Below are 12,924 nucleotides of genomic sequence, written 5' to 3'. Positions count from 1 at the left end.
TGCAAGATATTTTGTTAATAGATAGAACTGTAGCCAAATGGACTACAGCTACCCTCAAAAATCATGCAGTTAAACGAGTGTTGGCTACAATTTGGCTACAATTTTAGTCTACATACGTAAAAACCCCGCTCTGGGAGCGGGTTTTAGGATGGAGCCGAGGGGAGTCGAACCCCTGTCCGAAGATAACGGCACATAAGCTTCTACGAGTGTAGTCACAGTTTTGATGTCACCCGAGTATCGCCCCGTAACCGGCTATACGTTGGGTCAGCCTGATTGTCTTCTTCAGCTCACCGCAGGCGGAGATGAGACAGCGTATCCCACTATTTGTTAGCCCCTATCCCTGTCACATGGGCGATGCAGAGTAGAAGCACGCGCACAGTTTCTTAGGCTGCGAAAGCGTAGTTGTTTTGTTGTTTGCCGTTTAATAGGCTTTAGCGTTGATGAAGCGGACGCGTCCCCACTACTCGCTACTCATGCTCGAACTATCCCCGTCGAATCCAAGAACGGCCCCTCATTAAAAAGGGCGCTTCGGATCAAGCGGATCTTCCAAGCAAGAGAGATCCAATCTACAGCTTCTTATTCAAGAAAACTGTAACGAAGCAATAACTAACTTACTTACTTACTTACTCAGTATAGCACATTTATCAACACTTTAACACGTGGGTTAAAGGAATTGAAGGTTGAAACTGGAACTCCTTTGAATCGTCTAGTTCTCCCAGATTATCTGGCGATCTTTTGCTTATCACGCAGTACACGCTGGATATCACGTTGAGCATCTCGCTTGGCAGCCGAGTCACGTTTGTCATACTCTTTTTTACCTTTACCAAGACCAATCAGCAGCTTCGCATAGCCATTCCGCACATAAATCTTGAGTGGCACAATCGTAAACCCATCTCGCTTGGACAAGCCCAGCAGTTTATGAATTTGCTCCTTATGCATTAACAATTTACGTGTGCGTGTCGGATCAGTAGGATTGGCACGGTTACCTTGTTCAAAAGGGCTGATATGCATGTTGTGAATCTGAATCTCACCATTGCGGATCGTAGCAAAAGCATCTCCAATATTAGCGCGGCCATTACGCAGCGACTTGATCTCTGTACCCGTCAGCACCAAGCCAGCTTCATAAGTATCCTCGATAAAATAATCATGGGAAGCTTTCTTGTTCTGGGCGAGTACTTTCCCGTCTGCTTTTTTACCCATGAGAATCACTCCTTGAATCATATTCATAAGTTAAAGTAACCATGTCTGTCTAATCTTAAACGACACAGCCATCGAACGTCTGATCTATATTGTAACAAATGGAATCAAGTGAGCGCAAGGAACCTTCAACCAAATATACCTCACCTAATTTGTCATATAGTTGTCAGTAACATTACCCAATATCTAGCATTTGTTACAAAAAAACATTAAGCTGAGTTGATCTGGATTTTTTAGAAAATAGCGAGGTTAGCCTTTTGCTTGTGCGCCTTAATTAACAGATAGTTATCCACTAATCTCTTACATATCTATATCCATCTACCCTATTTACTTATTACCTATTGTTCTCAATTATCCGCTTCCCCCTACTTGGATATACATCTATTCGACGCCTATTCAAATAGTGCCGCTTTTACCTATACTGTGCCTATCGTATACTGTGCCTATCGTATACTGTACCTATCCTCTACCTATCCACTTTGCTATCACCTACGTTTTTCTATATAAATGTATTTCGTGCAACTATTTAAGCCTTATCACCGCCAAAAAACTAATTAGTTGCACTTTCTGCAGCTAAAAAAGCGAAATCAGACCAATTAGAGGTAACTCATCAGATTTAGATGTACAAAATGCAACTAACTGCCACTTTTACTACATAACCCAAATTTAACTGCACATAATGCAATTAACCAAGCCTGTTATGAGTTAAAAAGCACCGCCCCCAGGAGGGACGGTGCTTAGTAACATTATAGAGTTACGCAACGCATAACCGTCATTTATTTCTTTTTACGCTTACGTGGTGCTCCTTCTGGAGCGCCGCCATTATTGTCACTTCGTTTAGAAGTAACTTGCTCAAACGTCTCTACGTTGCCTGGTGTCACGGACTGGCCGATGAACACGCCGCCTTTGGTTTTCTTTTTGCGGCGGCCTTTGCCTGTAGGAGCGCCGTTACGGCCTTCTCCACCGCCAAAGTTCCCCCCGCGATCCTCGCGGCTGCGGAACTTCGTGCTGCCGTCCACGCCCCGCGCTTCGCCGCCGGAGGCGTCGGACGCAGGAGCGCCGTATCCGCCTTTGCCTGATCCAAAGCCGAAGCTGATGCCGCGTCCACCACCGGCACCACCGGCACCGCCGGTGTCTCCGCCGCGGCCTCGCCCGCCGCTGCGCTCACGCGGCGCGCCTGCGTTGCCGCCGGCTTCGCCTCCGCGCTCTGCGCCCGGCGCAGCAACTACCCGGCTCGCATCCTCGCCGGCCTCGCGCCCGCGCTTCCGCTTACCGCGTCCGCCCGCTGCGCCAACACCGGCCGCTTCGCGCGGCCCTTCACCGGCGCGCACAGCTGCGCCCGGCTTGCCCTTGCCCGCGCCTGCAGCAGCGCCGCCGGGCTTGCCTTTACCGCCGCGTCCCTTGCCCGCGGCAGCTTTGCCCCCGGCCGGCTTAATGAAGCCGCCGCCCGAACGGCCGCCCTTGCCTCCGCGGCCGCCTGCAAAGCCACCGCCGCGGTGCTCACCTGGCGCGCGTGGCTTCATGTCGACCAACTCGAAATCGATCGTGTGGTCATCCATATTTACTTTGGCAACTCGGATCTTCACCTCGTCACCAATGCGGAACACACGCGATGTGCGCTCGCCAATAAGCGCCATATGACCTTCGTCGAAGTGATAATAATCGTCGCTCATTGCACTGAGACGAATAAGACCTTCGACGGTATTATCCAGTTCGATGAACATTCCGAAGCTGGTCACACTGCTGACCATAGCCTCGAATTCCTCGCCTACTTTATCCTGCATGTATTCTGCTTTCTTCAGTTGCTCCGTATCGCGTTCAGCTTCTACCGCCACACGCTCGCGTTCCGAGGACTGCTGAGCAATGTCAGGCATCCGGCTAGACAAATAATCATGCCGTTTCTGGGTCAGTGCCCCTCCATTCTCAATCACTTCACGCATTACGCGGTGAATGACCAGATCGGGGTACCGGCGAATTGGAGAAGTAAAGTGAGAATAGTATTCCGCAGCCAGTCCGAAATGGCCCGTGCTCTCCGCATCATACTTTGCCTGCTTCATGGAACGCAGCATCATCGTACTGATGACCGTCTGTTCCTTTGTGCCTTGGATTTGCTCCAACAGATCCTGCAAAGCACGTGGATGAACCGAATTGCCACGGCCCTTGACGTGATATCCGAAATTGGCCGCAAAAGCCATGAAATTCTGCAGCTTCTCTGGATCTGGATCTTCGTGAATCCGGTAAAGGAACGGAACCTTCAACCAGTGGAAATGCTCAGCAACCGTTTCATTTGCCGCCAGCATAAACTCCTCGATAATCTGCTCCGCTACAGAACGTTCACGCTTCACGATATCTACAGCCTTCCCGTTCTCGTCGACGATGATTTTGCTCTCTTCAAAATCAAAATCAACCGCACCCCGGCGCATCCGCGCATCGCGCAGCTTCATCGCCAATTCCTTCATGAGGCGGAAATCATCAATTAGTGGACTATAACGTTCCAGCAGCTCTGGATCTTCATCTTCGAGAATTTTACGAACATTGGAGTAAGTCATTCTCTCTTTGGTGCGAATCACGCTCGTAAAGACATCGTGCTTCACAACCTTCATTTGCTCGTTAAATTCCATTTCACAGGACATTGTTAACCGGTCTACCTGTGGATTCAAGCTGCAAATCCCGTTCGATAGACGGTGCGGCAACATCGGAATAACCCGGTCTACCAAATACACACTACAACCGCGGTCATAGGCTTCTTTATCCAGCTCAGAGCCTTCACGCACATAATAACCTACGTCTGCTATATGGACGCCCAGCTTGTAATGTCCATTCTCCAAGCGCTGTACGTTTACCGCATCATCCAAATCCTTAGCATCTTCGCCATCAATCGTAACAATGTTCAGCCCTCGCAGGTCGCGTCTTCCTTGCTCCGCAATCTCCTCTTCTGTAATTGAATCAGGAGCACTATCGGCTTCATCCATCACTTCAGCTGGAAATGCTTCAGGCAATTGATGTTTGCGGATAATGGAAAGAATATCAACACCCGGATCATCCTTATGTCCGAGAATTTCAATAATTTCACCCTCTGCCGCTGCTCGGCCTTCCGGATAACTCACAATACGCACAACGACCTTTTGACCATCTACAGCACCTTTAAAGGATTGCTTCGGAATGAAAATATCACGATTAATCCGCTTATCATCAGGCAGCACAAAGCCATAGGTCTCCAGGTTTTGAAAAACACCTACCGTCTGCAACACGCCACGTTTTACAATACGTACTACTTCGCCTTCCATACGTCCGCCGGACGGACTTTTAGAGGTAATACGAATCAGAACGATATCGCCATTCATAGCTCCCTTAAGATCATTTGCATGGATATATACGTCAGGATGATCACGATCATCCGGGATTAAAAAAGCAAAACCCTTCGCATGTGCTTGTAAACGTCCACGCAGCAAATCCATCCGTTCTGGCACGCCATAACGTGCAGTACGGGTCAATACAATTCTTCCATCCTGCTCTAATTCAATCAGCAGCTCCTCGAACTTTTTAAACCCTTCACTATCCTCTAGAGCAAAATGACTCACCAGCTCTTCATAAGTCATTGGTTTATATGCAGTTTCCCGCATGAAATCGAGTAATATTTCTTGTGTTATCATGTTCGTCACCCCAGCCCTCCGCGGCTTCAAGCCGCTGGCAAATATGTATATCTTGTCCTGCCCTGCAGTAATGCCAAGTAAATTTTACCTTTACTACTTCATACCCTAGTATACACGAAATCAATCCTGCGCATCCCTGTTACTGTCATCCAAAGGTTAACACAGTACAAAATTTCCTTTAACTGCTGAAATACATCCATGCCAATTTCAGATTTACTTCCTATCGATCCAGCCTTTTTCTTTGCGAATATGAAAAGAAAAGCACCCTTAGGTGCTTTTTAACTCCTTTTAATATAACAAAAAAGCCTCCGCTCTATTCCATTTAGAACAGAGCGGGGGCTTACGGTAGATCTTTTAGTCGATTAGAATAGCAGCTAGAATCGCCATGATGAAGAAACCAGCAGCAAGTCCAACAGTTACACGTTGTAGTACGAGCTCCATACCACGAGCTTTTGTTTTACCAAAGAGATGCTCAGCACCGCCAGAGATGGCACCGGAAAGACCCGCGCTTTTCCCCTTTTGCAGAAGAACGACCGCAATAAGACCGACGGAAAAAATCAGGAGCACAACTTTCAAAAAGATATCCATTCACTTCCACCTCCTACGCCTAAGCATCACTATCTATGGTAATTTAGGTTATCACGATACATAAACAGTATTCTTATTTTATCATAGCGCTGTCGGTAATACAACAGCTTAGACTGTTAAGTCGTAGCTTTTCTTGCAAGATAAGGATAAACCTATTAAAGTCTATCTTCTTCAAATCATAAAAAAGACCCGCCATAACGGCGGGTCTTCGAAGTCTGCTATAAAAGCAGATTATCTTTTAAGGTTGTAGAAGGATTTCAGGCCGTTGTATTGAGCCAATTCACCCAACTCATCTTCGATGCGAAGCAATTGGTTGTATTTAGCAACACGGTCTGTACGGGAAGGAGCACCTGTTTTGATTTGACCAGCATTAGTCGCAACAGCGATGTCAGCGATTGTGCTATCTTCGGATTCACCGGAACGGTGGGAGATAACTGCTGTGTAACCAGCACGTTTAGCCATTTCGATAGCATCAAAAGTTTCAGTCAATGTACCAATTTGGTTAACCTTAACCAAGATGGAGTTACCGATACCTTTTTCGATACCTGTTGCAAGACGCTCAGTGTTAGTAACGAACAAGTCGTCACCAACCAATTGGACTTTATCGCCCAATTTTTCAGTAAGCAATTTCCAGCCATCCCAGTCGTCTTCGGACATACCGTCTTCGATTGTGATGATAGGATATTTTTCAACCCATGAAGCAAGAAGGTCAACATACTCAGCGGAAGTGTAAGATTTACCTTCGCCAGCAAGGGTGTATTTACCGTCTTTGTAGAACTCAGTGGAAGCAACGTCCATACCCAAGAATACGTCAACACCTGGTTTGTAACCAGCTTTTTCAATAGCTTCGATGATTGTAGTGATTGCTTCTTCATTCGAACCAAGGTTCGGTGCGAAACCACCTTCGTCACCTACAGCTGTGTTCAGGCCTTTGGATTGAAGTACGGATTTCAAGTTGTGGAAGATTTCAGCACCTGTGCGAAGAGCTTCTTTGAAGCTTGGAGCTCCTACAGGAAGAACCATGAACTCTTGAACGTCGATGTTGTTGTCCGCATGCTCACCACCATTGATGATGTTCATCATTGGTACTGGAAGAGTTTTAGCGTTGAATCCGCCCAGGTATACGTACAAAGGAATATCCAAAGCTGCTGCAGCTGCACGAGCTACTGCCATGGATACAGCTAGGATTGCGTTAGCGCCCAATTTGCCTTTGTTAGGAGTTCCGTCCAAAGTAATCATCAATTTGTCGATGCCCACTTGGTCAAGAGCGTCCATACCGATAACTTCTGGAGCGATGATTTCATTTACGTTCTCAACAGCTTTCAGAACGCCTTTACCCATGTAACGGGATTTGTCGCCATCACGAAGTTCTACAGCTTCGTGAGCACCAGTGGAAGCGCCGGAAGGAACGATAGCGCGGCCTTTAGCACCGGATTCCAGATAAACGTCAACCTCTACAGTAGGGTTACCACGGGAGTCAAGGACTTCGCGAGCATATACATCAGAAATAATAGTCATGTAAGTTAATCTCCTTTTAACATTGTTTTGGTCTTACTTGTATAGCTTAAAATCAAAGGCGTTATACCTTACCTTACTTACGGCTAGCAATCATGGATTGTCCGGTCATTTCCGCAGGTTGCGGAAGTCCCATCAAATCTAGGATTGTTGGTGCTACGTCTGCAAGAATACCGGATTCACGTAATACAACATTCTCAGTAGTCACGATGAACGGAACAGGATTGGTTGTATGAGCTGTGAACGGGCGACCGTTCTCGTCAAATACCATATCTGCATTACCATGGTCAGCGATAATAATGGCAACGCCACCTTTGGCAACAACCGCATCCACTACTTTACCTACACACTCATCCGTCACTTCTACAGCCTTGATTGTTGGTTCCAGCATGCCGGAGTGTCCAACCATATCAGGATTGGCAAAGTTAAGAATGATAGCATCCTGTCTTTCCGCTTCGATTTCCGCTACGCAGGCTGCAGCCACTTCGTATGCGCTCATCTCAGGTTGAAGATCATAGGTCGCCACTTTAGGAGAGTTGATTAAGATCCGAGTTTCACCAGGAAGCTCCTCGTCACGTCCACCGCTGAAGAAGAAGGTTACATGCGGATATTTCTCAGTTTCCGCGATGCGCAGTTGCTTCTTGTTTTGTTGAACAAGCACTTCACCCAATGTGTTATCCAGGTTCTTCGGTGAATAGGCTACATAACCTTGTACCGTTTCGCTGAAAGTAGTTAGGCATACGAAGTGCAGGTTTTGCGGGAACAAAGGACCACGATCGAAACCGCGGAAATCTTGATTCGTGAACACTTGTGACAATTGAATAGCACGGTCAGGACGGAAGTTGAGGAATACGACGGAATCGCCGCTCTCTACTGCCGTTACAGGTTTGCCTTCACTGTTTACAATTACACTAGGTTCAACGAATTCATCAAATACCGAGTTTTCATAAGATGAAGTGATGGCTTGCACAGCATCCGTGTATTTAGGGCCTTCACCATAAACCATAGCACGGTAGGCTTTCTCTACACGTTCCCAACGTTTATCACGATCCATTGCGTAATAACGTCCGGACACCGTTGCAATTGTACCCACGCCAACCTCTTCGATTTTAGCTACTAGATCTTGGACAAACTTCTTCCCACTATCAGGAGCTACGTCACGACCGTCCATAAAAGCATGGATATACACTTCATGCATATCTTCTTTTTTAGCAAGGTCAAGCATAGCAAACAAGTGGTTAATATGGCTATGTACCCCTCCGTCGGATACAAGCGCGTAAAGGTGAAGCTTTTTGCCACTGTTCTTAGCATTTCTAACTGCGCTAACCAGGGTTTCGTTATCGAAGAACTCACCTTCGCGAATCGATTTATCGATACGAGTCAAATCCTGATAAACGATCCGGCCTGCACCAATATTCAAATGCCCTACTTCGGAGTTGCCCATTTGCCCTTCCGGAAGGCCTACAGCTTCACCGCAAGCAGTGAGTGTAGTGTTAGGATATTGTTTCAGGTAACGGTCATAGTTAGGTTTGTTGGCTTGAGCAACGGCATTACCTTCTGTCGTTCCACGCAAACCAAAACCATCCATGATGATCAAAGCTACGGGTTTTGGAGCTGACATCTTACTTCGCCCCCTCAACCAATTGAACGAAGGAATCCGGTTGTAAGCTGGCACCGCCAACAAGCGCACCATCGATGTCGCTTTGGCCCATGTACTCAGTTACATTCTCAGGCTTCACGCTGCCGCCGTATTGAATACGAACAGCTTCAGCTGTTGCTGCATCATACAGATCTTTTACAAGACTGCGGATGTAAGCAATAACTTCGTTAGCATCTTGGGAAGTGGAAGATTTACCTGTGCCAATAGCCCAGATAGGTTCGTATGCAATAACAACTTTTGCTGCTTGCTCGGCACTAAGACCTTGGAATGCAGCTTCAGTTTGTACTTTACATACTGCTTTAGTTTGATCAGCTTCACGCTCTTCGAGCTTTTCGCCAACACATACGATAGGAGTAATTCCGTGACGGAATGCAGCATGCATTTTCTTATTCACGATTTCATCCGTTTCGCCAAAATAAGCACGACGCTCAGAGTGGCCAATGATAACATAGTCCACACCAAGATCACTTAGCATTACACCACTGATCTCGCCTGTGTAAGCACCGTTATCTTCAAAGTGTAGGTTTTGTGCACCAATCTTGATGTCAGTACCTTTTGCAGCTGCTACAAGTGCAGGCAGGTTAGTAAATGGAGCGCAGATTACAGTCTCAACGCCTTCTACTTCTGCTTTGCCTTTAATTTCAGCAATAAAGCTTTCTGCTTCAGGAACTGTTTTGAACATTTTCCAGTTACCTGCAATAATAGGTGTTCTCATGACTTATGTTGCCTCCTTCTTAGGTCTTACTTATCGTTCAGTGCTTCTACGCCAGGAAGCGCCTTGCCTTCCATGAACTCAAGGGATGCACCGCCACCAGTGGAGATATGATCCATTTGATCAGCCAGGTGGAATTTCTCTGCTGCTGCTGCGGAATCTCCGCCACCAATAACAGTGTAACCTTCAGTAGTTGCACAAGCTTTTGCTACTGCAAGTGTACCTTCAGCGAATTTATCGATTTCGAATACGCCCATAGGTCCATTCCAGACAACCAGCTTGGAGTTCTTGATAATATCGGCATAAAGTTCACGAGTCTTAGGTCCGATATCAAGTCCTTCCCAACCTTCTGGGATTTCATTGTAATCAACGATCTTAGTGTTAGCGTCAGCACCAAATTTATCAGCAACAACAACATCAACAGGAAGCATGAAGTTTTTACCAAGTGCTTTTGCTTTTTCGATGAATCCAAGAGCAACGTCAAGTTTGTCGTTGTCTACTAGTGATTTACCGATTTCAAAGCCTTGTGCTTTAGTGAATGTATAAGACAATCCACCGCCGATCAGGACGTTATCAGCCAAAGACAACAAGTTATCAATAACATCAATCTTGTCTTTAACTTTCGAACCACCGATGATCGCAGTGAAAGGACGTTCTGGGTTAGAAAGAGCTTTACCAAGAACGGACAATTCTTTCTCCATCAAAAGACCGGATACAGCTGGTAAGAAATGAGCGATACCTTCTGTCGATGCATGTGCACGGTGAGCCGCACCAAACGCATCATTAACAAACAAATCAGCCAATTCAGCGAATTGTTTAGCCAGTTCAGGATCGTTTTTCTCTTCACCTGGGTAGAAGCGAACATTCTCAAGTACAAGTACGTCGCCTTCGCCTAGCTCAGCGATTTTTGCTTTTACAGCTTCGCCAATTGCTTCGTCAGCTTTAGCTACTGGTTTGCCAAGGAGCTCGGACAGACGTTCAGCAGCAGTAGTCAAACGCATGGAATCTACGAATTCGCCTTTAGGACGACCCATATGACTCGCAAGAATGATCTTTGCACCGTTCCCGATCAAATATTTAATGGTTGGAAGTGTTTCGCGAATACGAGTATCATCAGTAATTTTACCGTCTTCTACAGGTACGTTGAAATCCACGCGTACAAATACGCGCTTACCCTTTACTTCTACATCACGGACGCTTTTTTTGTTCATGATTAATTCCTCCACACCCAAAATTGTTTCTAGCAGGAAACAAGAAATACATTTAGAAAGAGCGGAAACAAGGAATTTCTGTTTCCGCTCTATAGATGTTGCTTATATCAAGTCAATTACTTAGCGATTTTAGCGAATTTCTCCAAAGTACGAACCAATTGTGCAGTGTAGGACATTTCATTGTCATACCAAGCAACAGTTTTAACCAGTTGTTTGTCGCCAACAGTCAATACTTTAGTTTGTGTAGCATCGAACAGGGATCCGAAAGTCATACCTTTGATGTCGGAAGATACGATTTCATCTTCAGTGTAACCATAAGTGTCTGGATCGGAAGCTGCTTTCATTGCTGCGTTGATTTCTTCAACAGTAACGCTCTTATCAAGAACAGTTACAAGTTCAGTCAGGGAACCAGTTGCAACTGGAACACGTTGAGCTGCACCATCCAATTTACCTTTAAGTTCTGGAATAACCAGACCGATTGCTTTAGCAGCACCAGTAGTGTTAGGAATGATGTTCTCAGCTGCTGCACGAGCGCGTCTGAAGTCACCTTTAGCATGTGGAGCATCCAAAGTGTTTTGGTCGCCAGTGTAAGCATGAATTGTAGTCATCAAGCCTTCAACGATACCGAACTTGTCGTTCAGTACTTTTGCCATTGGAGCTAGGCAGTTAGTTGTGCAAGATGCGCCGGAAATAACAGTCTCAGTACCATCAAGAATGTCATCGTTAACGTTGTAAACGACAGTTTTCATGTCGCCAGTAGCTGGAGCGGAGATAACTACTTTCTTAGCTCCACCTTTCAAGTGTTTTTCAGCTGCTTCTTTAGTTGTGAAGAAACCTGTGCACTCAAGTACGATATCAACGCCTAGGTCGCCCCATGGCAATTCTTCAGGGTTGCGGTTAGCAAGAACCTTAACTTCTTTACCATTGACTTTGAAGAAGCCATCATGCACTTCAACATCACCTTGGAATTTACCTTGAGTTGTATCATATTTAAGCAAATGAGCAAGCATCTTAGCGTCAGTCAAGTCGTTGATTGCTACCACTTCGATACCTTCTACATTTTGAATACGGCGGAAAGCAAGGCGTCCAATACGTCCAAAACCGTTAATTCCAACTTTTACACTCATTGAATAGTTCCTCCTAGAATTCGTTTTATTTATTCAAAACAGACGGTGAGGTCTGTCATGACAACAATGTTAAGTATGATGCAAGAAGTATGTTATTGCCTGCAATCTAAAAACTACGAAGATAGCTGTAGTTGATTGTCAATTTCCTTGCCTATTTCTACTGCAGCAGCCTCGTCCGTGACGAGAATATTCTCCTGCCCGAAACGCAGCATGGCATGAATGGCTTTGGCCTTGGGTTTGCCTCCTGCAATACCGATGACTTTCTCTGTCCGAATAATATCTTCTAGACGTAGACCCATCGTAAGCATGGTATGGACAACCTGACCCTCTTCATTGAAATAATAGCCAAAAGATTCGGCCACTGCCCCTTCACCCTGGATTTCCGAGACTGTAGCCTCGTCCAGTTTGCGGCGGCGGGTCATTTCAATGGCATCCCCAATCCCATGTACAATAATACGCGAACTACGGATGGTTTGTACAATCTCTCCAATATTAGAGTCAAGTGCCAGCGATTGGTATGCATCCCCGCTAAGCAAATCAGGGACATGCAACAACCGGTAGTTGGCTCCAACCCGCTTTGCCATGGTTGAGGCAATCGTGTTGGCTTGAATCTCCATACTCTCTCCTAATCCTCCACGCGCCGGAACAAACCAAGCGTTCTTATAGGAAAGGGACAACGGCGGTGCCAGTTGATCAGCCATATCGGCAAGCGTCGATCCACCTGTGACGGCAACTGTATCATCTGCGCGAAGTATACTCAGCAGCGCTTTCGCACCCGCTCGGCCAAGCTCTCGTTTGGTGAACGGCGATGACTCACAATCACCCGGTACTACAATAACTTTATCCAGACCATACGTTGCTCGAATTTTCTCTTCCAGCTCATCCAGACCAAATAGGCTCTTAACAACCGGCTCTAGCAAATCAAGCAGTCTACGTCCAGCAGCGCTAATGCGCATGCCAACACTCTCGATCTCAATAAGCCCTTGCGATTTCAGAAGATCCGTCTCGGCACGCAGTACCCGCTCAGTCATATCTAGCGAAGCGGCTAGCGTTCTGCGCCCAATAATATCGGACAGCATGATCTGATGAAGAATCGTGTACCGTCTCTTAAGGGTTTCCATGAGATCAGGCAGAAGCTGCTTTTGGATATCTAATAAATTACGCATACTTTCACTCCTGCAACTTCGTCTTCCTCTATTCCCTTGTTCATGGTCTCAAAACGTCCCGGGTAAACTTTTTAAGTCCCACCCATATTCTAACC

The 12,924-nt window shown here is 46.3% G+C and carries 9 protein-coding genes and 1 other RNA gene; all 10 read right to left on the bottom strand.

What is annotated here, in order from left to right; translation table 11 throughout:
* Window positions 1–146: 146 nt before the first annotated feature.
* Window positions 147–511, bottom strand: a transfer-messenger RNA (tmRNA) gene (ssrA, locus tag MHI51_RS00960).
* Between the two features lie 209 nt (window positions 512–720).
* Window positions 721–1,200 carry an SsrA-binding protein SmpB gene (smpB, locus tag MHI51_RS00955; protein WP_036687155.1) on the bottom strand — a complete coding sequence of 160 codons (480 nt, stop codon included), beginning with the start codon at window positions 1,198–1,200 and terminating at the stop codon, window positions 721–723.
* A 773-nt stretch (window positions 1,201–1,973) separates the two neighbouring features.
* Window positions 1,974–4,850 carry a ribonuclease R gene (gene rnr / locus MHI51_RS00950; protein WP_076277743.1) on the bottom strand — a complete coding sequence of 959 codons (2,877 nt, stop codon included), beginning with the start codon at window positions 4,848–4,850 and terminating at the stop codon, window positions 1,974–1,976.
* Between the two features lie 354 nt (window positions 4,851–5,204).
* Complete coding sequence (gene secG, locus MHI51_RS00945) at window positions 5,205–5,438, bottom strand: preprotein translocase subunit SecG (RefSeq protein ID WP_076126868.1); 234 nt, start codon at window positions 5,436–5,438, stop codon at window positions 5,205–5,207.
* 231 nt (window positions 5,439–5,669) lie between these two features.
* On the bottom strand, window positions 5,670–6,956 hold the full coding sequence (gene eno / locus MHI51_RS00940) for a phosphopyruvate hydratase (RefSeq protein ID WP_036687130.1): 1,287 nt from the start codon (window positions 6,954–6,956) through the stop codon (window positions 5,670–5,672).
* 73 nt (window positions 6,957–7,029) lie between these two features.
* Entirely contained in the window at window positions 7,030–8,574 is a 1,545-nt protein-coding gene (gpmI, locus tag MHI51_RS00935; RefSeq protein ID WP_076277724.1) for a 2,3-bisphosphoglycerate-independent phosphoglycerate mutase, read from the bottom strand.
* 1 nt (window position 8,575) lies between these two features.
* Window positions 8,576–9,328: a triose-phosphate isomerase gene (gene tpiA, locus MHI51_RS00930; protein WP_076126864.1), complete on the bottom strand. Its 753-nt coding sequence runs from the start codon at window positions 9,326–9,328 to the stop codon at window positions 8,576–8,578.
* A 26-nt stretch (window positions 9,329–9,354) separates the two neighbouring features.
* Complete coding sequence (locus tag MHI51_RS00925) at window positions 9,355–10,536, bottom strand: phosphoglycerate kinase (protein ID WP_076277723.1); 1,182 nt, start codon at window positions 10,534–10,536, stop codon at window positions 9,355–9,357.
* A 116-nt stretch (window positions 10,537–10,652) separates the two neighbouring features.
* Window positions 10,653–11,663: a type I glyceraldehyde-3-phosphate dehydrogenase gene (gene gap / locus MHI51_RS00920; RefSeq protein ID WP_036687120.1), complete on the bottom strand. Its 1,011-nt coding sequence runs from the start codon at window positions 11,661–11,663 to the stop codon at window positions 10,653–10,655.
* Between the two features lie 113 nt (window positions 11,664–11,776).
* On the bottom strand, window positions 11,777–12,829 hold the full coding sequence (locus tag MHI51_RS00915; RefSeq protein ID WP_076126862.1) for a sugar-binding transcriptional regulator: 1,053 nt from the start codon (window positions 12,827–12,829) through the stop codon (window positions 11,777–11,779).
* Between the last annotated feature and the right edge of the window lie 95 nt (window positions 12,830–12,924).

Source organism: Paenibacillus sp. FSL H8-0260, from assembly GCF_045040625.1.
Classification (GTDB): domain Bacteria; phylum Bacillota; class Bacilli; order Paenibacillales; family Paenibacillaceae; genus Paenibacillus_AQ; species Paenibacillus_AQ odorifer.
Note: the sequence above shows the minus strand (reverse complement) of the source record. Positions and strands in the feature narration are given on the sequence as shown.

Bases quoted from the DNA above. Each gene is read 5' to 3' on its own strand.
- smpB (WP_036687155.1), bottom strand. From the start codon at position 1,200: ATGGGTAAAAAAGCAGACGGGAAAGTACTCGCCCAGAACAAGAAAGCT.
- rnr (WP_076277743.1), bottom strand. From the start codon at position 4,850: ATGATAACACAAGAAATATTACTCGATTTCATGCGGGAAACTGCATAT.
- secG (WP_076126868.1), bottom strand. From the start codon at position 5,438: ATGGATATCTTTTTGAAAGTTGTGCTCCTGATTTTTTCCGTCGGTCTT.
- eno (WP_036687130.1), bottom strand. From the start codon at position 6,956: ATGACTATTATTTCTGATGTATATGCTCGCGAAGTCCTTGACTCCCGT.
- gpmI (WP_076277724.1), bottom strand. From the start codon at position 8,574: ATGTCAGCTCCAAAACCCGTAGCTTTGATCATCATGGATGGTTTTGGT.
- tpiA (WP_076126864.1), bottom strand. From the start codon at position 9,328: ATGAGAACACCTATTATTGCAGGTAACTGGAAAATGTTCAAAACAGTT.
- MHI51_RS00925 (WP_076277723.1), bottom strand. From the start codon at position 10,536: ATGAACAAAAAAAGCGTCCGTGATGTAGAAGTAAAGGGTAAGCGCGTA.
- gap (WP_036687120.1), bottom strand. From the start codon at position 11,663: ATGAGTGTAAAAGTTGGAATTAACGGTTTTGGACGTATTGGACGCCTT.
- MHI51_RS00915 (WP_076126862.1), bottom strand. From the start codon at position 12,829: ATGCGTAATTTATTAGATATCCAAAAGCAGCTTCTGCCTGATCTCATG.